This window comes from Natronotalea proteinilytica, from assembly GCF_055379935.1.
Genome location: NZ_AP043947.1, coordinates 900494 through 921961, shown reverse-complemented (window position 1 = coordinate 921961; position 21468 = coordinate 900494). Strand labels below are relative to the sequence as shown.

Genomic DNA, 21468 nt, shown 5'->3' with positions numbered 1-21468 from the left:
GGTCCAGTGTCCTCGTCGCGATGTACAACAGGTATGACCTTACGGCCCCTCTGCGTCGCCACGCTTGCCGAGACGCTCCAGCGTCGCCAAGTCGCTCTCCCGGTTTCTTTACTTCGGGGGGGTACGTTGGACGCAGAGCGTCCATTCGTCCGTCGCGACGCAGAGCATCGCGACGAGGACGCAAACGGGAGTTCGCCTCCGGTTGCGTTGTGTATACACCATAGCTCCTCTGAGGGGGACGTGATGAACGCCTTCCACGGTTCCTTCCTCCTCGGGGAGAAAGGGTAGGATGGAGGGGAATCCATCCGGCAATCTCCAAAACCATTGTTGAGGTCACCTAAGTGAAGTCACGTGTCAATATTGGAGTTCAAAAGGGAGGGACAGCCTGCCCGATGATAACAACAAAACACCTGCCTCTCGTGGCGATGCACAACAGGCATGACCTTACGGCCCCTCTGCGTCGCCACGCTTGCCGGGACGCTCCAGCGTCCCCAAGTCGCTCTCCCGTTCTTTTCCGCTCCCGACGGTGGGCGCAATCCCTCCCCCTAAATCCCCCTCCTCTGAGGGGGACGTGATGAACGCTTTCCACGGTTCCTTCCTCCTCGGGGAGGAAGGGTAGGATGGAGGGGAAACCAACCGGCAATCCCCAAAACCATTGTTGAGGTTACTTAGTCTATGCACACAACTCGAGATGGTGATAATCGTTGATCACGGGTTACAATCTGGGCTTGTTGTTGACTGTTGTTGACGGGATCATCAACGGATTGGCCAGAACGAGGGACGGCGCCCGCGGGACCTCGTGCGGCCGATGCCTGTTCTGGATCCTGGATCGCGCTCGCAGGCTCGCTTGCCTGTCCTGAACTCGATTCAGGATCTGGATGACATTCGAGGGGGGCGTTGAAGGGAGGCATTTGGGTTGAAAGCGGGCTTTCGTCTTCCAGCACCGTCCCCCCCGACACGTCATCCTGAACTTGATTCAGGATCCATTCCCCCGGCTGTTTCCCCGAGAAGACGCCCAGATGGGTTCTTGTTGTAGGATCCAACAGTCTCTCATTGAACAGGCGGTGGAGGAAACCAACGTTAAATAACCAACATAGCGAAGAAAAAGTTATGTGCAAGGACTAGCCTCGACACTTGAGATCATTTCTTACTCATCCCATGCGTCAAACCAGCGCATAATCTGATTGAGACGCTCGACGAGGTTAACGGGCGTACCGCCGCGAGAGAGGCCATGGCCTTCGCCCTCAAACATGATCATTTCGGTGGGTACATCCACATTCTTCAGCGCATAAAACCACTCCTGGCCCTGGCCAATGGGCGTAATGTGGTCATCTTTGCTGTGAATGATGAGCGTGGGCGTGGTAACCTGATCGGCGTGCTTGAGCGGCGAGCGGTCCCAGTAGTAATCGAAGTTCTCCCAGAGCGAACCGCCAAACTCGGCGTTCATCTGGCGTGGCGGATAGGCCTGCGTCCCAGCCTCGGAAATCCAATTGCTCACGCTGCGCTGGGTGACCGCTGCCCGAAACATGTCGGTCTGCGTGGTAATCCAGTTGGTAAGAAAGCCGCCATGGCTGCCCCCTGTCACGAACAGACGCTCATCGTCGATCCAGTCAAACCGCTCAAGCGTCTCATCCATCAGCGTCATGTTGTCGCGGAAGTCCACGCCGCCATAGTCAAGGCGCACTTCATTCGAGAACTCATAGCCATAGCCCGTGCTGCCGCGGTAGTTGGTGAACACCACCCCGTACCCCGCTGCGGCCAGCATCTGCATCTCGTGAAACCACTGGTGTCCCCACATCCCACCGGGACCGCCCTTGATGTTCAGCACAAGCGGATACGTCTCGCCGTCCTCGTAACCTACTGGTTTCAAATAGAAGGCATCGGCTTCACCGCCACCATCATGCGTGAAGGAAAAGCGCTCGTACGGCTGCACGATGAGCGAATCGAGGAGCGGTTCGTTAAATGAGGAAAGCTGCTGGGCCTCAGAGCCATCGGCATGGGCGGTCCACACCTCAGAAGGGGTGGTTTCATCGTGCCGAGTGTACGCAATGCGCGAACCGTCGGCGGAGAAGGAAGGCTGGCTAAAGCTCGCATCCTTGTCCGTCAGCGCCGTGTACTCGCCATCATCTGTCAGTTGAAAGATGGGTCGAGAGCCGCGGTAATCTGTCCCAAAGAACGGCTGCTCGTGCCCCTCTGGCCACTGCACGCCGGAGGTGGTGAGGGCCATCCCGTCATGTACGACTTCCGGCTCGCCGCCCTCAACAGAAATACGGTGTAGCTCCGTGGGCTCGTATCGATCAGCCTCGTGGTGATAGAGCAGGTGCTGTCCATCGGGCGACCACACGGGCCGCTGCGCACGCCGCTCGGGGGTCTCCAGCGTGCGTACCTCGCCATCGTCCAACCGAAGTACATGGATATCCTGGTTATAGCCCGCGTCGAACTCCTCGCCCGTCTTGTCGGCGTTGAAGGCTACGTGCGCGCCATCCGGCGAGACCGTGGCGTTGTGCACGTGGTAGGCCGAATCTCCTGCGAGCATCTCAAGCGAGCCATCTTCCAGCGACAGCAGCCAGAGCGTGCGGCGGTTTTCGTCGAGATAGCTGCCGGGTCCGGTGCGATACAGCGCCTCGCGCACCATAATGGTGTCCGGCTGCGGTCCTTCCGGCTCCTCGGCTTCCACCGTTGGGTCCTCCACCGCCGGGTCGATGGAAAGCGTCAGCAGAAGATGGTCGCCATCTGGCAACCACTCGTAGGCGCTGATGCTCCCCTGCTTGAGATCGGTGACGGCCTTGGCCTCGCCACCATCGGTGCGGATGGTGTAGAGCTGCGGCTGGTCGTCGCGGGCGGAGAGGAACGCGATCGTGGAGCCATCCGGCGCCCAGCGCGGCGCACGGTCGGAGGTTGCACTCGTAAAGCGGCGCGGTGCCTCGGAGCCATCGGAGGGCACCATCCACAGGTTCGTATCCCGACTGCGGCGATCATCAGCCACGGTTGTGCGCACAAACACCACGCGCTCGCCATCGGGCGACACCTGTGCATCCCCCGTCATTTGAAAGTGATAGTAATCAGCAGGCTCCAGCCCGCGCTCTTGCGCCTGCGTCAGCGGAGCAAGCAGAACAAGAAGACACAGCGCGGCCAGCAATGACCCAGCAGATCGAACCAATAAGCGCATAGCAGAGAAAGCGTATTCAACGGGAATATAGGCTGATATCTAAGATAGGAGCTAGCAAGCGGGAATGCATATGCAATTTTGGGGGAGGCGTACCGGGGTAGCCCTATACCATGAGACGGGCTTTCCCAGCGCCTCTATCGGAATCCATGTCGCCTCCCCCTGTACTCATAACAGCGCGTTGCATGTGCAGACGACTGCTCGTATCTTGCTCTTGTTGTCTTTTCTCATAAGAGGTTATGTGTATGCGTACCGCTACGACATTATTGAGTGTGCTGATTGCGAGCTGCGTGGTGATGCTGCCTGTCTATGCGCAAGAGGCTCCCAAAGACCCGTATGAGGCGACCGACCATAAGAGAGCGCTTCCGATTGACACAACGATTACGAGCAGTGCCTCCGTGGAGATTGACGGTGAGACGGTGCCCTACGATGTGACCACCGGCACACAGCCAGTGTATCATCCTGAGGAAGGGCATGCCATGGCGTCGTTGCATTACACGTACTATGAACGCACCGACGTAGACGACTCCGAAGAGCGTCCGCTCGCTATTTCGTTTAACGGAGGACCGGGCTCAGGATCGCTGTGGATGCACCTGGGCTACACCAGTCCGAAGCTGCTAAAGATTGATGCAGAAGGCTACCCGATTCAGCCGTACGGCATTGAGGATAATCCGGAGTCGATCATTGACGTGGCCGACATATTGTACGTGAACCCGGTAAACACGGGCTTCTCACGCATTGTGGATGAGGATGCTGAAGACAGTCAGTTCTTTGGCACCATGGAGGACATCACGTATCTGGCCGATTGGATCGATGTGTTTGTTTCGCGCGAAGGGCGGTGGACGTCTCCGAAATATCTGATCGGTGAAAGCTACGGCAGTACGCGCGTGGCCGGACTGGCGGGTGCACTTCAAAACCGCCACTGGATGTATCTGAACGGCGTGATTCTGGTATCTCCTACCGGACTTGGCATGCAACCGCCGGGTCCTTCTCCGCGCTCACAGGCGCTGAAGCTACCGTACTACACCGCGGCTGCGTGGTATCATGAAAAGCTGGACGCCGATTTGCAAGAACGCGAGTTATTGGATCTTCTAGATGAGGTGGAAGACTATACGCTTGACGTGTTTGTGCCTGCCCTTTCGCGTGGGGGGATGCTGGATGAAGAGCGCCGCGAGACCATTGCTGATGAGGTAGCACGCTATGCGGGTGTCTCTAAGCAAACCATCTTGAACCATAATCTGGCCATGCCGGCTTCCTACTTTTGGAAAGAGCTGCTGCGTGACGAGGGGTACACCATTGGACGACTCGACTCGCGGTACAAAGGCATCGACCGGCAGGATGCAGGCGAGCGCTACGACTATCCGCCCGAACTTACGGCGTGGAATCATGCCTTTACGCCTGCCATCAACACCTACCTCCGCGACGACCTGGGTTTCGACACCGATCTGCAGTATAACGTGTTTGGATCTGTACACCCATGGGCCGGACGCGGAGACTATGACGTAGCGGAAGATCTGCGTCAGGCTATGGCCCAGAATCCATTCCTGCATGTGATGGTGCAGTCGGGCTATTACGACGGAGCAACCGACTACTTTTCGGCCAAGTATGTGCTGTGGAATATGGATCCGAGTGGCCGGCTGGCCGAGCGGATGCGATTTGAGGGCTATGAGAGTGGCCACATGATGTACTTGCGCGATGAGGACTTGGTCACCTCCAACGAACACATCCGCGAGTTTATCGAAGCCTCTATTCCTGAAGAAGGCCAGCCTGCGCAGTACTGAGCGTCTTGCACTGCACTCTTCAGTGGGATACGCCAGGGCAACAGAAAATAGCCAAAGCCCGGCCTCGCAAGAGACTGGGCTTTGGCAGGGTGACTCAACAAGCGTTGGAACCTACTCTTGTTAGGCCGTGGCCGATGCCGTAGCGGGTGCTGACGTAACCGATTCAGGCTCTTTCTTCACGTACAGCACAAGCAGAATCGTGAAGATGTACTTCGCAACGATATCCAGGAAGCTATATGCCCAGGACGTCGTTCCGACTTCGAGTATGGCCAGCCCTTCATTGCCAAGGGCCCATACAATGGGATAGCCGATCCACATGAAGACTGTGAGCAGCTTCAATGTATTGAAGATGTCGCCAGTGCCTTGCTTCTCGGCTTCACGAGGCCATTCGACCAGGAGGTAATAGAGCACACCGAGAAAGAAGGCGGTACTCAGCGCATACCAGAACCAGCGCATGGCAAGGCTGCTCGTAGTGAGCGCGGCAGCCAGCCCCGTCAGACACATGAACACATCGAGCACGATGGCCGAGAAGATTTTATCGGTGGTGCTTCCAGCCAATAAGCCGAGAGCCAGCAAAATGAAGGGGGTCGAGAAGGCCCAGGTTAGGTACCGTCCCCAAAGTGAGATAACCTCCTCACCAGCTAGCGGATGTCCTTCTGGCATCACCAGCGTGTCAATGGTGAGCCCCGAGGCCAGCCCCATGTAACTGGAGATGGACACCACGGAGATCATGAGGGTGGCCATCGTGATTAGATTGGCCCTCGAATCTGTGATACTCCGCGACATAAACGCGATCACGAGAATCGTAAGCCCAGCTAGTGCGATGTTTACGTATATCGAAGATGCTAATGCGGCATTATCAAGTACGGCTTGGTACATATCCATAGTTGGTGCAGGGCGTCAGTCAGGAGATCATCGAACGAAACGTTCTCGCTTTTACTTTTGCATGCAAATTGCAAGCAAAACAAAAGATTGACCGTATTCAATGTTGACAAAACTTTACAATGAAAACGTTACACCTTGATGGTGATGTCCTTATCTCGAAACGGGTTTGTGGCAAAGGTAGCCACGTGATTCCGACAAACAGGAAAGCCCAACACACAAACAGCATCACGCTATACTAAACAATCTCTTACCCTCCTATGCCTACCGCGGATGATTGGATTGAGCATCTGAACTTGAAGCCGTTACCTGAGGAAGGCGGCATGTACCACGAGGTGTATCGCTCTGACGAGTCCATTTCGGCGGAGGCGCTTCCCCGACGCTTCGAAAGCAAGCGATCGTTTAGCACCTCCATTTACTATCTGCTAGAGCATCCCGACTTTTCGGCCTTCCACCGTATCCAGCAGGAGGAAATCTGGCACTTTTACGCTGGATCCCCCTGCACGCTACACATCATTGACCCGGATTCGGGCACGCTCTCGCAGCCTACGTTGGGGCGCGACCTGGCGGCGGGGCAGTCGCTGCAGGTCGTTGTGCCGCGTGAACATCTGTTTGCCGCTACCGTGGACACGCCAGACAGCTACACCCTGGTGGGATGCACTGTAGCCCCCGGATTCGAGTTTGCCGATTTTGCGGCGCCCGATCGTGCTACACTGGTGGACGCATATCCGCAGCACCAAGATCTCATTGAACGCCTCACGCGTGGATAAGTGAGGTCACGTGTCAATTTTGGAAGGTCCCCGGGGACGCAAGCGGTCTCCGGCTATGGGTTAGACTCACCTCGTCTCGTTCCGTAGCCCGGGATCAGAAGCGAAGCGGATATCCCGGGCGGTCATTGAACCGCACTAAATACGTACCCCAGACAAGCTTCTGAGATCGTGGTTTACGTATCGGCCTGTTGATCCGCGCCGTCGAACTGATCAGCCGCTTCGGGGCGCCCCCACGCCTGGTAAAGGTCGACCAATCTTGAGTGCGTAATGGAGAGATTCTCCTGATCATTGAGCACCTCCTGCGCATCGGCTGCTTCGCTCAAAAGCGTTTCTGCCTGTTCGTAATTTCCGAGTTCGGTGTGTACCGCGCCAAGATGGCTCTGCGCATAAGCAACACGATTATGCGGAGCGTCCTCGCCATATATAGATTTGAACTGGTTGAGTGCTTCTTGCGCATACGCCAAGGCCACCGAAGACGCTCCCATATCGTGATGCATCTCCCCCAAGATACCATACACGATAGCCGTAACGGGATGCGAACTGCCGAACGCTTGTTCATATATAGCAAGCGCTTCTTCAGCAAGAGAAATCCCTTCTTCAAGTCGCTCCTGGCTACGCAATACGTCTACCCGTACAAAAAGCGCAGAACCGATTTGTGGATGCGTGTCTCCAAACAGTTCACGGTGTAACGCTAGTGACGCCCTACTTTTTTCGTCGGCTTCGTTGAGCGTAGCCTCCGCTTCCTGAAGGGCAGGCGCATTCTCGCCTTCCTGCGCCCTCAAATATTCGCTTTTGCTGCGCAGCGTAGACGCGAGGTTATACATAACGCGGGCACTCACACTGGTTTCGCGTCCGTACAGGGAAATAGACAGATCGAGTGAGCGACGATACATTTCTACAGCACGGGTGTAGTTCTCCTGATCCCGGTACACCAACGCCAGATTATTTAATACCGTGGGTTCTACGCGACGCTGTTCCGGATGCTCACGCGCTTCTGATATGGACAATGCATAGCGATACATTTCTTCTGCTTCGTCCAGGCGGTTTTCTTGCCGATACAAAGTGCCCAACGCTGAAAGTGTGCCTGCCATTTCCAGCGTGTCTCGTTGCCGAGCACGTTCATATCCATCCAGAGCCGTTTTGAGCATAGATTCTGCACGATCAGACTCTGATTTTTCAGCCAAGACCTCTCCATAGCGCGACTTCATACGGAATCGGAGATCCGTTGGGATGTTTTCAGAATCAAGAACTGGAAGCAAAGATGAGAACAAACTATCTGCTTCTGATAGTTGGTTGTTTTGAAAAAGTGCATGCCCGTAGTTAGCAGCAGCGCTCAATGTTTCAGGGTGGTCATCTCCGTATTCGTTTTGACTGATTTCGAATGCCTCTTGTGTCTGGGCTACCCCTTCTTCAAAACGATCGAGCAAGAGATACATCCGTCCTAACGTCTGCCGCACCTCCATACCCACCTCGGGCTGCTCCTGAAGCGTCGGGGTGGCTAGCTCCGCATCGGCCTCGCCCAGCACCTCGCGCACCGTAAGCTCTTCCCCCCCAGTCACCGCCGGCGCCGCACGCCCAATCATGTCCACCAAGAACGTCTGCACTGCTTCCGCCCGCTCGGCCTGCTGCTGAGCCCGGTCGCGCTCCGTCGCCGCCACCTGGCCCTGCCAGATCGCTACGCCTAACCCCAGTATCAGTGCAACAACCGCCGCGCTTGCTCCCATCACTGCCGGACGATTACGCGCGATAAACCGACGCAGCCGGTACCCCGTCGTCGCCGGGCGCGCCTCCACCGGCAAGCCGTTCAGATGCCGGTTGATGTCTTGCCCAAACTCGGCTGCCGAGGTGTAGCGCCGCTCCGGCTCCTTGCGCAGCGCCTTGCGGACCATCACCTCCAGGTCGCCTTGCAAGCGCGTTTTGAGCGCTTCTGCCGACATATCGCACGCGGTGAGCACCGCTTCAGTGGACTCACTGCCTAATGAATCTGTGTCAACCAGCATGCTTAACCGTTCGGGCGTGTCGTCGGCAATCACCTGCACCGCCTCCACCATCGGGCGCCCGCGTACGTCGTAGGGCAACGCGCCGGTCAATAGCTCGCACAGCACCACGCCAAGCGCGTACACGTCCGTCGCTGTCGTGATCGCCTCCCCCTGCACCTGCTCCGGGGCCGCGTACGACGGCGTCATCGGGCCGCCCTCGCCCGTGCGGGTGTACGATTGCACCGCCTCGGCCCCCTCCAGCGCCTTGGCAATCCCAAAGTCCAACAGCTTCACCTGCGGGCCACCGCCTGCCGAGGAGGCGGTACCTGCCGAGGGATCGGTCCCCGCCGCTACATGTGTACCCGGATCGGTCACCAAGATGTTGCCCGGCTTCAGGTCGCGGTGGACAATCAGATTCCGGTGCGCAAACTGGACCGCATCGCAGATCTGTTGAAACAGCCGCAGCCGCGCTTCCACTCCCAGATTGTTCTCGTTGCAGTACGTATTCAGCGGCGTGCCGTCTACGTACTCCATCGCAAAGTAGGGCCGCCCGTCCTCCGTTACGCCCCCGTCGAGCAGATGCGCAATGTTCGGGTGCTGCAGCTGCGCCAGAATCTGCCGCTCGCCCAGAAAGCGCTGCTGGGCCGAGGGGCCAAGGTCATGGCGAATGAGCTTCAGCGCGGCCCGCTGCTGAAACTGCCCGTCGGCGCGCTCGGCCAGGTAGACCGCCCCCATGCCGCCGCGCCCAATTGGGCGTTCCAAGCGCCACGGCCCAATGCGCTCCGGATGCGAACTCCCCGGCGCAGGCGGCGTGATGGAGGCCCCCAACGTGTCGAAGGAGGGCAATCCATCGTCTGATCCCCCACCGTCCGATCCTCCATCGCCTGGTGCATCGGTGCCGGACATCTGCGACCCCGAGACGCTCGACGGAGGCGGAGCCGTGCGAGTGCGAGTGGGCTCATGGGGCGACGACCCGTCCGATGGTTCGTCTTCCGATGGTTCGTCGCGCCGAGAGGCATCCGCAGAAGGCGGCGGGTCGGTGCGGGTACGCGTGGCCTCGAACGCTTCGGGGGCAGAGGAACCAGGCTCTTCTGCAGGGGGCTTCTCCGCAAGGCCTTTGCCCCGTGCATCCGCTAACTCATCATCTGAACGATCGTCTTCTGCATCATCACGGTCGGCCTCCATGAGCTTTGTATCTGCCCCTGTGTACGGCACCGTGGGCGCTTGCGCGTCGGGCATCGGCTCAGTGGAGTCGGTGCCTTCCATCTGAGCGATATGGGCACGCACCGCCTCCTTAATCATCTGCGTGGGGCAGACCTTATCCAAAAAGGCCTCCCGCTCCTCAGGCGGACGCGTGAGGGCGTCGTGAGCCAACGCTTCAATACGTCGATACAAACTGGAGTCATCCATACGGCTGATACGCAATCAGTAGCCAAAGGCGCGCTGTGCTTTGTGGAAAACAGCTACATGACAGCTGTATATTAAGAAAAGAGTACACCCTACAATTGACTTGTGGAGGTGATGTTAAGCAAGGAAATAAAGCAGACAATAGCAACGGCGTACAGTCGCACCGAAATTTACGTCTGCACAACTATATACCAGTATATATCGGGATGATCCATTACCTTATATGGACCTACCCGTTCGCTGCGCTCGCAATGATACGTCCGTCAAGACACGGTTTTTTAAGCCCCTTACTCTTCGGCCTGTTGATCCTCGCCGTCGAACTGATCAGCCGCTCCGGGGCGTCCCCACGCCTCGTAGAGATTCCCCAACCGTGCCCGGGTGTCGGCAGCGCGTGATGGGTTTTCGTGGATATTGGTCTGGATATCAAGGGCCTGAAGCAAGTGCTCTTCCGCCTCGTTGTAGCGTCCTTGTTCGGTGTACACCCGCCCAAGCCGGCTCTGCATAACCGCGACATTGGCATCCGTACTGTCAGCGAGAGCATAGTAAGCGTCGAGGGCCTCAGTGCCGTGCTGCTCTGCCCGGTCGAACATACCCATGTTGATATAGATGCGAGTCAACATACCATTTAGTGTGGCCGTATGCGGATGCACAGCTCCAAACTCCTCCTGAAACAGATTAAGCGCCTCCTCTGCCGTGGTACTTGCCGCGTCGAGTTGATCTTGATCGCGCTGCACACGCGCTCTAGAAAACAGCGCAAAGCCCGTCCGATAGTCTTCGTCTCCATAGATGGCACGGTGCAAACGCACGGCACGAGCACTTAACTCATCGGCCTCCTCCAATTGGCCTCGATCATGCAAGAGCCGACTAAGGTTTGTCACCGCGCGTGCCGTTACGCCAGATTCTTCGCCATACAACGTGGTTGAAAGATCCAGCGCTTCTCGATACATCTGTTCAGCTTCGTCGTAGTTGCCTCGTTGCCGATGCACAATAGCCAGGCTGTTTAGCAAGTCATCTTGTAGAGGACCTCGGCTTCCGGTAACCTCATCCCCCATAAGAGCCAAGGCCTGTTGATACATTTCTTCGGCTTCATCAAGACGCTCTTGGTCTCGATAAACGCTTCCCAGACTGTTCAACACCCCAGCTTTCCCAAGCGTATCGACAGACGCCATCTGATCGTGCCAATCAAGCGCTTGCTGCAGCGTGACCTCGGCACTGTCGAGATGGGCCTGCGTGCGCAACACGTCGCCGTGGGATGCAAGCACCGTAAAGCGGGTCTCCGGATCAACCTGCGCGGACGCAAGACGTGGCACTGTTTCGCTGAACAAACGCTCTGCCTCCTCCGTCTCCCCACCGCTTAGCAACGCCCCTCCATACAGCCCGGCTGCCTGAAGCGTGCGAGGGGCGTCGGGGCCAAATGCCTCTCTGCTCGTTTCGTAGGCCTCGTGCGCCTGCGCCACCGACGCATCATGACGATCAAGCAGGCGATACATGTCAGAGATCGTCTGTCGCACTTCGATGCTGACTTGAGGCTGTTCCTGCAGCGTCGGAGTGGCCAACTCCGCATCGGCCTCATCCAGCACCTCGCGGACCGTAAGTTCTTCTCCACCCGTCACTGCTGGCGCCGCCCGGCCAATCATGTCCACCAAGAACGTCTGCACCGCCTCCGCCCGTTCAGCCTGCTGCTGCGCCCGGTCGCGCTCCGTCGCCGCCACCTGGCCCTGCCAGATCGCTACGCCCAGTCCCAGGATCAGCGCAACAACCGCCGCGCTTGCCCCCATCACTGCCGGACGATTGCGCGCGATAAATCGACGCAGCCGGTACCCCGTCGTCGCCGGGCGCGCCTCCACCGGCAAGCCGTTCAAGTGCCGATTGATATCCTGACCGAACTCGGCTGCCGAGGTGTAGCGCCGCTCCGGCTCCTTGCGCAGCGCCTTGCGGACCATCACCTCCAAATCGCCCTGCAGCCGCGTTTTGAGCGCTTCCGCTGAAAGATCAGACGCGCTAAGGACCTGCTCGGAATGTTCAGCGTCAATCAGCGCGCTTAGCCGCTCTGGCTCCTCCTCGGCAATCACTTGCACCGCCTCCACCATCGGACGCCCACGCACATCGTAGGGCAACACGCCGGTCAATAGCTCGCACAGCACCACGCCAAGCGCGTACACGTCCGTGGCTGTCGTGATCGCCTCGCCCTGCACCTGCTCCGGGGCCGCGTACGACGGCGTCATCGGGCCGCCTTCACCTGTGCGGGTATACGATTGCACCGCCTCCGCCCCCTCTAACGCCTTAGCAATCCCGAAGTCTAACAGCTTCACCTGTGGGCCGCTTCCGCCCGAGGGGTCGGTCCCCGCCGCTACATGCGTCCCCGGATCCGTCACCAGAATGTTGCCTGGCTTCAGGTCGCGGTGTACAATCAGATTCCGGTGCGCAAACTGAACCGCCTCGCAGATCTGCTGAAACAGCTGCAGCCGCGCTTCGACTCCCAGGTTGTTCTCGTTGCAGTACGTATTCAGCGGCGTACCGTCTACGTACTCCATCGCAAAGTAGGGCCGCCCGTCCTCCGTTACGCCCCCATCGAGCAGATGCGCAATGTTCGGGTGCTGTAATTGCGCCAGAATCTGCCGTTCGCCCAGAAAGCGCTGCTGCGCGGAGGCCCCCAGGTCGTGGCGAATGAGCTTCAGCGCGGCCCGCTGCTGAAACTGCCCGTCGGCGCGCTCGGCCAGGTAGACCGCCCCCATGCCGCCGCGGCCAATTTGGCGCTCCAGGCGCCACGGCCCAATGCGCTCCGGATGCGAACTCCCCGGCGCAGGCGGCGTGATTGACGCCCCCAACGTGTCGAAGGAGGGCAATCCATCGTCTGATCCCCCACCGTCCGATCCTCCATCGCCTGGTGCATCGGTGCCGGACATCTGCGACCCCGAGACGCTCGACGGAGGCGGAGCCGTGCGAGTGCGAGTGGGCTCATGGGGCGACGACCCGTCCGATGGTTCATCGTCCGATGGTTCGTCGTCCGATGGTTCGTCGTCCGATGGTTCGTCGCGCCGAGAGGCATCCGCAGAAGGCGGCGGGTCGGTGCGGGTACGCGTGGCCTCGAACGCTTCGGGGGCAGAGGAACCAGGCTCTTCTGCAGGGGGCTTCTCCGCAAGGCCTTTGCCCCGTGCATCCGCTAACTCATCATCTGAACGATCGTCTTCTGCATCATCACGGTCGGCCTCCATGAGCTTTGTATCTGCCCCTGTGTACGGCACCGTGGGCGCTTGCGCGTCGGGCATCGGCTCAGTGGAGTCGGTGCCTTCCATCTGAGCGATATGGGCACGCACCGCCTCCTTAATCATCTGCGTGGGGCAGACCTTATCCAAAAAGGCCTCCCGCTCCTCAGGCGGACGCGTGAGGGCGTCGTGGGCTAACGCTTCAATACGTCGATGCAGACTCGAATCATCCATGAGGCTGGTACACAATCATTAGACATGGGCGCACTGTTTCTTTGTACACAAACAGCCGCATGACAGCTGCTTGCAGAAAAAGAGAACCTCCACAATGACCGCATGGAGACATCGTTAAGTAACGAATCAAGACAACCAATATCAACGAAGCATGGAAACGGGATCGCATCCCCAGAACCCCGTTTCTAAGTGACCTTCCTTCCGATCAAGAGAACAGCGTCTGACCACATCTGAGGACGTGCCTACTGCTCTGTCACACGTCTATCTTCGGCCCTAACGCACCGAGAAAAACCCGCACCCTTGTCATTGCGAGCGCAGCGACACAACACTACACCCGAGTGCGAGACCTTGGGCTGGGCTGCCCCCCTGATTCAGAAGAGACCTCTTCCGTGTCAGATGTTGGCTGTGTTTGCTTGCTGGCTACCGTGGTACGGGCGGATCCCGACGGTGCTTCGCTACCAACCACCGCATCACACACCTGATCGGCTAAGGTCTCAAGCGACTCCTGTTTGGACCGCTTGTACATGGTCAGCCCTGCATAGATGGCAGGTGACGCCACCAAGAAAATGAGTGCACAGATCGTGACAATCCATACGGGGGCTACTGACACCGCCATGAGGATGGGCACGGAAACGCCTGCTGCTGCCGCACTGAACGCCATGGACTCAAGTACCGGATAGCCTCCCACTGAATACTTCTCCGCCAAACGCACGTGGGTCTGATCGCCATGGGGCCGCACCGATACACGCAGCTTCGTATCCATAAACTCCCGATGGGTCAACTCCCACGTGTCTCCAATCTGTTTGGTGGAGCACCACTCAAAGGGGCTCTCAATCGACCAATTCACCGGTACCCCAAGCCGGTGGCTTAGCTCGGCCTGAATCGTTTCGGTCATGTCATCGGTCATCGGACGGCTGACCCAGCGCTCTACGAAGATGTGCGAGCGATTGGTTTCAGTCTTGCCGCCAGTCACACGGGCGGCATCCATCTCCCGAACAGCCTGACGCACATGCCCTGGATCGACTCCTGCGCTTTCAGCAGCCTCTTCCAGTTCCTGCAGCGTTAGTTGCGATGCCCCTTCGCGCGAGGATGAGGCGGCCTGAATCTCTGCCGCCCGCTTAATTACATCCCGGATTTGCTCTTCGTTGAACGTCCGCTCGTTTACCATCGCCCCACCTTGTTTTGTCGGAGTGCCTGCTTCAAGATGTGACTATCTTGCAATAAGGCAGACGTTCCCTTTTCCTTTACATACACAGCTCATCTGGCGTTGCCTTTTGTTTCACTGAGCGTGCGACACACAGACCGGGCAGATCCTGCGGACTGTTGACCACCATGAACCCTACAAGTCGCGTATCGAGTATGAAGCAAAAACGAACATGTTATCTTCAGTGCCATGACGACCCTCGCAGACCTAAAGCAAGCCCTTCACGACGAGATTCCGTACCTGCGGGAGCGTTACCACGTTGACCTGGGGATGCCTTCAGCTCTCAAGGACGGACCCGCTGCAGATAACATCCGACGAGAGGTGCAGTATTTTGGCGAGACTTGGACCCATCTATCTGCCTAATTGCCATATCCCCGGCTGCGGTTTATGCTGATGGTCCGCGTACCGAACCACTAGACTTCGCTGGACATCATGCCATGTTTGTCATGCTGAACATAGTGAAGCATCTCAGCGCTGTGTGGCCAGGGGGCTCTGCTGCTCAGTGTGCGCGAGGTGTACCCTACGCGCCCCGGACGTGGCGAGCCCGTAGGCAGGGCGTTGAGATCCTTCCGCCTGGTGGCGTCAGGATGACTGGCAGCCCGACAATATTCTGCATCTCGTGGCGATGCACCACAGGCATGACCTTGCGGCCCCTCCGCGTCGCCACGCGAGCTCGGACGCTCCAGCGTCCCTAACAAATCGCCCCCCTACACATCCAGCTCATCCGCTTCCGTCGCGTGCTGCATGATGAAGTTGAAGCGCGCCGACGTGTCGCGGCCCATCAGGTCGGTGATGGTCTGCTCGGTGTGCAGGCGCTCCGTGTCCGGAATCGTAACCTCCAACAGGCGACGCTTGTCACGGTCGAGCGTGGTCTCGTTGAGCGTCTTCGGCATCATCTCGCCCAGGCCCTTGAAGCGCTGAATGTCCACGTTCAGGTTGCGGCCGTCGCTCTTAATCTCATCGATAATCGCGTCGCGCTGAGCGTCATCAAGCGCCCAGTGAGTCTCCTTGCCGGCGTCGATGCGGTAGAGCGGCGGCTGGGCAATGTACACGTAGCCGCCCTCAATCAGCGGCGTCAGGTAGCGATAAAAGAACGTCAGGAGCAGCGTTGAGATGTGGTGGCCGTCCGAATCCGCATCCATCAAGAGGATGATCTTGTGGTAGCGCAGGTGATTCAGGTTGAAGCCCTCGCCGAGCCCGCACCCCAGCGCCTGCACGATGTTGGATAGCTCCTTGTTGTTCTGCACCCGCTTCAGCGAGGCCTGCTCGGCGTTCAGCACCTTCCCGCGCAGCGGAAGCACCGCCTGCGTGGCACGGTCGCGGGCCTGCTTGGCGGATCCGCCTGCCGAATCCCCCTCCACGATAAATAGCTCGCACTCGCTCGGCACATCCGACGAGCAGTCGGCCAGCTTACCGGGCAGGTTCAGGCGACGCGATTTGCTGCTGCTCTTGCGGGCCCGCGAGGCGGCACTGCGGCTGGCCTTGCGGGCTTTGGCGGCCTGAATTACACGGGTGGCAATGGCCTCACCCGTGGTCGGATGGTCGTTCAGGTACTGCTCCAGCTCCACGCGTACCGAGCCGCTCACCTGCGAGCGCACCTCGGGGTTGTTGAGCTTGTCCTTTGTCTGCCCCTGAAACTGCGGGTCCACATGAAACAGGTTCACAATCGCCACGAGCCCCTCGCGGGTGTCGTCGCTGGCAATGTCGAGCCGGTGCGGCACCAGGTCGTGCGTATCCATGTACGCCCGCAGCGTAGTGCGCACCGCGCGGCGCAGCCCCTGCTCGTGGGTGCCGCCATCCTGCGTGGGGATGCCGTTCACGTACGACAGAATCTTCGGCTTCGGCGCATCGGTCCACTGCAAGGCCACCTCCAGCCGCCCGTCGCCCTCAAAGTCGTCATCCACCAGCGAAAACACATCGTCGTGGATCGGCGCCACCTGCAGATCCTCCAGGATGTGCTCAAGATACTCCACGATGCCGCCCTCATGCTGAAAGACATGGCGCTCGTCGTTCACCTCGTCCTTGAACACGATCTTGAGCGACCGATTCAGGAAGGTCTTCACCTCCAGCGTCTCCTTGATCCAGGCCGGGTCGAACGTGGTCGATTCGAAGATGCTCGCATCCGGACGAAAAAAGATCTCGGTGCCGGTCCCGTGCGGGTCATCCTCAATCTGCTCCACATCACCCAGTGGCGTGCCCGCCCGGTACTGCTGCCGGTGGGCCCCGCCATCGCGTTTCACGGTCGCAATCATCTCCTCCGAGAGCGCATTTACCACCGAGGCGCCCACCCCGTGCAGTCCGCCCGAGGTGATGTAGTTGCTGCCGTCAAACTTGCCGCCGGAGTGCAGCGTGGTCAGGATCAGCTGCAGCGTTGAAGTGCCCTTCTCCGGGTGTACATCCACCGGGATGCCGCGCCCGTTGTCGCGCACGGTCATGCTCTGCCCATCCTCATGCAGCACCACATCAATGTACGAGGCATAGCCGTTGGTGGCCTCGTCAACGGCGTTATCCACCACCTCCCACAGCATATGGTGCAGCCCGGGCTTCCCCGTACCGCCAATATACATGCCGGGCCGCTTGCGCACCGGCTCCAGCCCTTCGAGCACTTGAATGTCTTTGCCGGTGTACGTCGTGGTATCTGGCATAGATAAAGGGTTGTATTTCGAGATATATGTGTAGAGGGATGCGACGCAGCGTGGTGTCTCCCCATACCGGCTCCAACCTCAACAGGCTCCGTGGCCTTGACGCCCTCATATCGCTTAGGTGCACACTCTCGGCGTCCACCCTACAGTGGATCTCCAAAAGCGCAAGGAAAGCTGTATCGGTACGGTACTACACGCGACCTAGGCAGGCGCCGCAGGCAGGTGCTAAAATGTGTGGACGAGCATTCCGCTGATGAGTTTGGGCTCGAACCAGGTCGACTTGGGCGGCATGAGGTCGCCCTCGTCAGACACGGTGACTAGCTCTTCAATAGCCGTCGGATACATCGCAAGGCCAACGGCTGCGGCACCGGTGTCAACACGATCCGAGAGCGCCTCGGGTCCGCGTATGCCGCCCACGTAGTCGATTCGGTCATCGCGGCGCGGGTCGGTCAGGTTCAGTAAGGGGCGTAGCACACCGTCGGTAAGGCGCGCGGCATCGAGGTGATCAACGGTGCGGGGGCCCTGCGCAGGAGGCAAGGTCAGGTCGTGCCAGGCGCTCTCGGCATACACACAGACGTGCCCCTTCTGGCGGGGCGTGCGGTAGTCCACGTTACGCTTCAGTGTGTACCGCGCCTCGAACTGATCGAGGAGTTCGGCGGCGCTGCATTCCAGGTTGTGCAGCACCCGGTGGTAGGCCATAATGTGCATCTGTCCCATCGGAAACAAGACCGCGGGAAAATACGCCGCTTCAGGCGTGCCCGTCCCGTTAGACTGGCGTCCACGCGCCACTTGATGGGCTGCTTTGCAGCGGTGATGGCCGTCGGCCACGTACAGGTGCGACACATCTGCAAACGCCTCAACCCACGGTGCCGGGTCGGTGATGCGCCACAGCCGATGCCGCGACGTACCATCTTCGAAATCGAACAGCGGCGCGGTTTCTGTCACAGCCGTGGTAAGCCGGTTCAACACCGGACGGTCTCGGTAGGTGAGCATAACTGGTTCGGCATGGGCCTGTTGCGCCTCAATGTGACGCGCCCGGTCGGCCACCTTGTCGGGGCGCGTGGCTTCGTGTTTAAGGATTACGCCCTGGGCATAATCGCGCACGGATACGCATCCAAACACGCCGGTCTGGGAGTGGTCTCCCGTGTCCACCTGATACACATACAGGCTGGGTTCGTCTTCGCGCACGGTGTAGGAGGCATCAATGAAGGCGCGCATATTCTCGGCCCCTTTGTCATACACCGCATCGGCGTGTGGATCAGTGGTTCCCGGCAAATCGACTTCGGGACGTATAACGCGAAGAAAGGAACGCGAGCGCCCTTGTGCCAATGCATGGGCCTCTTCCATGCTTACCACGTCGTACGGCACGCAGCATACATCAGCAACGACTTCGGAGGAGGGACGAACAGCGCGAAACGGGTGGAGGTCTGCCATTGCGGTATGGGAAGCACGCAAAGATATTTTAGGGAGCGTTGCATGCAGAGTAGCAAATGGACATCCCAATTGCAGGAGGATGACCAAAATTTCGCGTTAGGCCACAACTATGCAAAAGAGCAGTGAAACGCGCGGTTCCATAGAACAAAAAGGTGTTGGAGAGGTCTATTACTATGCTGCAGCGCAAGATGACGCGCGGACGATCCGCAGCATTCCTAAGATGGTATATCGCGGGGTAGAGCAGCTGGTAGCTCATCGGGCTCATAACCCGAAGGTCGCGGGTTCGAATCCCGCCCCCGCTACAGCAACCGAGCTACAAAAAACCCGATTGGCGTTCTCCCGCCGATCGGGTTTTTTGTGTTGGGGGGTGTCGAGAAGCAGTGTCTTCTAATAGCGTCCACACCGATCCGAACCGTTTGTTCTGGACTAAGTGTCCTCACACGTCCGTCCTGGGCATGCACCGCTCTGCCCTTGCATTCACTGCTCTTGCCAGCATACTGGTTTTCGATTGGTTCCCCCCTCACCCTTGTTCCCTCTCTCCCAGGGAGACTAGTCCTTGCACATAACTTTTTCTTCGCTATGTTGTTTATTTAACGTTAGTTGCCTCCACCGCCTGTTTAATGAGAGACTGTTGGATCCTACAACAAGAACCCATCTGGGCGTCTTCTCGGGGGAATAGTCGGGGGAATGGATCCTGAATCGAGTTCAGGACAGGCAAGCGAGCCTGCGAGCGCGATCCAGGATCCAGAACAGGCATGCATCCTCGTCGCGATGCTCTGCGTCGCGACGGACGAATGGACGCTCTGCGTCCGACGTACCCCCCCCCCGAGGTAAAGAAAACAGGTGGTGGATTAGGGACGCTAGGTACGTGTTTAGCGGCGTGCTTCTTGATAGCCGGGGACGCAAGCGGTCCCCGGCTATGGGTTTCCTTAGCCCGGGATCAGGAGCGATAGCGGATATCCCGGGCGGTTCTGTACAGAGCGCAGTCTCCAAGTCTCCCTCGGAGGAGGGGGATTTAGGGGGGAGGGATTGCGCCCACCGTCGGGAGCGGGAACGAACTGGAGAGCGACTCGGGGACGCTGGAGCATCCCAGCCCGCGTGGCGACGCAGAGCATCGCCACGAGAGCAAGGTTGGTGCAAAGAATAGAAATGACAGACATCGGTTCGGAAGCCTACGTACATCTGTAGCGACGCAACGCGCTGCGCCGAACATCGATGGGGCGCTTTCTGCACGCCCCCAAGATGCACGTTTACGGCGTCTGCGCCATCGCATCAACCGTAAAGAGCGTCTCGGTCAGTCCGGTTACGCCGCCGAAGAACACGCCCAGCACCAGCAACAGCACCGCGCAAGTAGCCACCGCAATAGTGGATATGCCTGACAAGCGCATGAATGCCCCCTGTGGAACCGCTGAAGCAGCCTCCACCTCGTCAGGGGATTGCATGTAGAAGACGTAGATCACACGCAGGTAGTAGTAGGCCGACAATGCGCTAAAGAGCAAGGCAATGATAACCAGCCAGGTGAGCCCGGCATCTACGGCTGGAGCAAAGAGAAAATACTTGCCGATGAACCCACCGAACGGCGGAAACCCAATCAGGCTAAACATAAACACAGCCATTGAGGCCCCAAGGATGGGCCGTTCGAGTCCGGCCCCCGCGAGCGAGTCGAGCGTCTGTTCGCGTCCGGCGTGGCCATCCCATTCCAGCATAGCCATAACGCCAAACGCCCCGAGGTTCATGAGGGTGTAGACCAACAAGTAGAAGAGGGCTCCGCTGTATCCAGCAGGGATCCCGCTTGCCAGCCCCACAAACATGTACCCGGCGTGGGCGATGGACGAGTATGCCAGCATCCGTTTCACGTTAGCCTGGCGCAGTGCCATGATATTGCCTACAGCCATCGTAATGATGGACAGCACAACCAGTACCATGCTCCACCGCTCTGGAGGCAGCGCAAAGTAGAGCACCAGAATAAGCGCTGCAAAGGCTGCTGTTTTGGAAGCGGTAGACATGTATCCGGTGATGGTCGTGGGCGTGCCCTGATACACATCGGGGGTCCACATATGGAAGGGGGCTGCGCTCACCTTAAAGCCAAAGCCGACGAGCAGAAGCCCAACGCCTGCCCAAAAGAGCATTGGTACGCCATCGGTGAATGCTCCAGCCATTTCGGGGAGAATCATCGTCCCCGTGGTGCCATACATCAGCGCAATGCCGTAGAGGAAGAACCCAGTCGAAAACGCCCCAAGCAGGAAATACTTAAACGCACTTTCAATCCCGCCGCGGTCGTTACGCAGCAGGCCGGCTAGGATATAGAGGCAAATCGACATCGCCTCTAGCCCCACAAAGATGGAGATCAGCGAGTTGCCAGTGCCCAGCAAGATCATGCCTACGGTAGCAAAGAGCAGCAAGCCATACACCTCGCCGTAATTGCGCCCGATGCGCGTTAGGTAGGCGGGCGAGACCGCAACGGTAAACAGGGCCGCCCCCAGGATGAGGATATTCACGTACGCAGCGAAGCCGCCCGTACGCACATGGTCAAAGAAGGCGGTGCCAGGCTCGGCGCCAAGGTGCGTCACTTCCCAGGCGATCGCCAGGCCAAGCGCGCCCGCGGTCATCCAGGGAATGCTGGCGTGTTTATTCCGAAAAGCCTCCACCAGCACAACAACGAGGCCGACCAAACCTACAATCAGCATCGAAAAGATAGCGGGCAGGTCTGCCCACATCGTGGAGAATGCGTGCGCGAGGTCCATACTGTTGATTCGCTAAGGG

General features: G+C 58.7%; 11 protein-coding genes and 1 tRNA gene. 4 read left to right on the top strand and 8 right to left on the bottom strand.

Going from position 1 to position 21468, the window contains the following annotated elements; all coding sequences use genetic code 11:
- Positions 1-1147 precede the first annotated feature (1147 nt).
- A complete protein-coding gene (locus ACZ5AL_RS03885; RefSeq protein ID WP_464512303.1) occupies positions 1148-3169 on the bottom strand; it encodes an alpha/beta hydrolase family protein in 2022 nt (673 codons plus the stop codon).
- Between the two features lie 242 nt (positions 3170-3411).
- On the opposite strand from ACZ5AL_RS03885, the gene ACZ5AL_RS03880 reads away from it, so the two are divergent.
- Positions 3412-4947, top strand: a complete 1536-nt coding sequence (locus ACZ5AL_RS03880) for a S10 family peptidase (protein WP_464512302.1) — start codon at positions 3412-3414, stop codon at positions 4945-4947.
- A 120-nt stretch (positions 4948-5067) separates the two neighbouring features.
- On the opposite strand, the gene ACZ5AL_RS03875 is transcribed toward ACZ5AL_RS03880, so the two are convergent.
- Entirely contained in the window at positions 5068-5826 is a 759-nt protein-coding gene (locus tag ACZ5AL_RS03875) for a bacteriorhodopsin (protein WP_464513269.1), read from the bottom strand.
- A gap of 263 nt (positions 5827-6089) precedes the next feature.
- Here ACZ5AL_RS03875 and ACZ5AL_RS03870 point away from each other — a divergent pair, with 263 nt between their 5' ends.
- Positions 6090-6599 carry a cupin domain-containing protein gene (locus ACZ5AL_RS03870; protein WP_464512301.1) on the top strand — a complete coding sequence of 170 codons (510 nt, stop codon included), beginning with the start codon at positions 6090-6092 and terminating at the stop codon, positions 6597-6599.
- Positions 6600-6772: 173 nt separating this feature from the next.
- Here ACZ5AL_RS03870 and ACZ5AL_RS03865 read toward each other — a convergent pair whose 3' ends face one another.
- The 3 genes from ACZ5AL_RS03865 to ACZ5AL_RS03855 form a co-directional block, all read right to left on the bottom strand.
- Positions 6773-9988 (bottom strand): tetratricopeptide repeat protein, encoded by a 3216-nt coding sequence (locus ACZ5AL_RS03865; protein ID WP_464512300.1) that lies wholly within the window; start codon positions 9986-9988, stop codon positions 6773-6775.
- 284 nt (positions 9989-10272) lie between these two features.
- A complete protein-coding gene (locus ACZ5AL_RS03860; RefSeq protein WP_464512298.1) occupies positions 10273-13425 on the bottom strand; it encodes a tetratricopeptide repeat protein in 3153 nt (1050 codons plus the stop codon).
- A 328-nt stretch (positions 13426-13753) separates the two neighbouring features.
- Positions 13754-14593 carry a hypothetical protein gene (locus ACZ5AL_RS03855; RefSeq protein WP_464512297.1) on the bottom strand — a complete coding sequence of 280 codons (840 nt, stop codon included), beginning with the start codon at positions 14591-14593 and terminating at the stop codon, positions 13754-13756.
- Positions 14594-14818: 225 nt separating this feature from the next.
- Between ACZ5AL_RS03855 and ACZ5AL_RS03850 the strand changes: the two genes are divergently transcribed.
- Complete coding sequence (locus ACZ5AL_RS03850) at positions 14819-14992, top strand: ubiquitin family protein (protein WP_464512296.1); 174 nt, start codon at positions 14819-14821, stop codon at positions 14990-14992.
- A gap of 344 nt (positions 14993-15336) precedes the next feature.
- Here the strand turns inward: ACZ5AL_RS03850 and ACZ5AL_RS03845 are convergent, their stop codons facing one another.
- Together ACZ5AL_RS03845 and ACZ5AL_RS03840 are read right to left on the bottom strand one after the other, a co-directional pair.
- Positions 15337-17274 carry a DNA gyrase/topoisomerase IV subunit B gene (locus ACZ5AL_RS03845; RefSeq protein ID WP_464512294.1) on the bottom strand — a complete coding sequence of 646 codons (1938 nt, stop codon included), beginning with the start codon at positions 17272-17274 and terminating at the stop codon, positions 15337-15339.
- A gap of 222 nt (positions 17275-17496) precedes the next feature.
- On the bottom strand, positions 17497-18705 hold the full coding sequence (locus tag ACZ5AL_RS03840; RefSeq protein ID WP_464512293.1) for a DUF1015 domain-containing protein: 1209 nt from the start codon (positions 18703-18705) through the stop codon (positions 17497-17499).
- A 229-nt stretch (positions 18706-18934) separates the two neighbouring features.
- Between ACZ5AL_RS03840 and ACZ5AL_RS03835 the strand changes: the two genes are divergently transcribed.
- A tRNA-Met gene (locus ACZ5AL_RS03835) sits at positions 18935-19007 on the top strand.
- 948 nt (positions 19008-19955) lie between these two features.
- On the opposite strand, the gene ACZ5AL_RS03830 is transcribed toward ACZ5AL_RS03835, so the two are convergent.
- Positions 19956-21449 (bottom strand): NADH-quinone oxidoreductase subunit N, encoded by a 1494-nt coding sequence (locus ACZ5AL_RS03830; RefSeq protein ID WP_464512291.1) that lies wholly within the window; start codon positions 21447-21449, stop codon positions 19956-19958.
- Between the last annotated feature and the right edge of the window lie 19 nt (positions 21450-21468).

Excerpts from the sequence above, each read along its gene's own strand:
- ACZ5AL_RS03885 (WP_464512303.1), bottom strand. The coding sequence starts at position 3,169 with ATGCGCTTATTGGTTCGATCTGCTGGGTCATTGCTGGCCGCGCTGTGT.
- ACZ5AL_RS03880 (WP_464512302.1), top strand. The coding sequence starts at position 3,412 with ATGCGTACCGCTACGACATTATTGAGTGTGCTGATTGCGAGCTGCGTG.
- ACZ5AL_RS03875 (WP_464513269.1), bottom strand. The coding sequence starts at position 5,826 with ATGTACCAAGCCGTACTTGATAATGCCGCATTAGCATCTTCGATATAC.
- ACZ5AL_RS03870 (WP_464512301.1), top strand. The coding sequence starts at position 6,090 with ATGCCTACCGCGGATGATTGGATTGAGCATCTGAACTTGAAGCCGTTA.
- ACZ5AL_RS03865 (WP_464512300.1), bottom strand. The coding sequence starts at position 9,988 with ATGGATGACTCCAGTTTGTATCGACGTATTGAAGCGTTGGCTCACGAC.
- ACZ5AL_RS03860 (WP_464512298.1), bottom strand. The coding sequence starts at position 13,425 with ATGGATGATTCGAGTCTGCATCGACGTATTGAAGCGTTAGCCCACGAC.
- ACZ5AL_RS03855 (WP_464512297.1), bottom strand. The coding sequence starts at position 14,593 with ATGGTAAACGAGCGGACGTTCAACGAAGAGCAAATCCGGGATGTAATT.
- ACZ5AL_RS03850 (WP_464512296.1), top strand. The coding sequence starts at position 14,819 with ATGACGACCCTCGCAGACCTAAAGCAAGCCCTTCACGACGAGATTCCG.
- ACZ5AL_RS03845 (WP_464512294.1), bottom strand. The coding sequence starts at position 17,274 with ATGCCAGATACCACGACGTACACCGGCAAAGACATTCAAGTGCTCGAA.
- ACZ5AL_RS03840 (WP_464512293.1), bottom strand. The coding sequence starts at position 18,705 with ATGGCAGACCTCCACCCGTTTCGCGCTGTTCGTCCCTCCTCCGAAGTC.
- ACZ5AL_RS03830 (WP_464512291.1), bottom strand. The coding sequence starts at position 21,449 with ATGGACCTCGCGCACGCATTCTCCACGATGTGGGCAGACCTGCCCGCT.